The following is a 225-nucleotide window of genomic DNA, read 5'->3' on the forward strand; positions in this document are numbered from 1 at the left end:
CCAGTACATGGCGCCGGTCGTGGCGATGCGGCCGTAGTAGAAGCCGCTGCCGGAGGAGACGACCTGATCGAATCCAGACCATCCCGACTCCTTCAGGTCCCCGCGCTTCCAAGTTCCGGCACTCACCTTGTAGGAGAAGAGTTTTCCGGCTTCGGTGGTGGCGATGAGGCGGTCCTGGCCGACGGTGGTGAGGGTCTTGAGGACGAAGCCGGTGCCGATCTCGGC

Annotated in this window: 1 pseudogene; it reads right to left on the bottom strand. The window is 64.0% G+C overall.

Features of this window, described 5'->3' with window-relative positions:
• Positions 1–225 (bottom strand): annotated as a pseudogene (locus OO67_RS35570) (hypothetical protein); the annotation flags it as partial.

The organism is Streptomyces atroolivaceus (assembly GCF_000717025.1).
In the GTDB taxonomy this organism is placed as follows: Bacteria; Actinomycetota; Actinomycetes; order Streptomycetales; family Streptomycetaceae; genus Streptomyces; species Streptomyces atroolivaceus.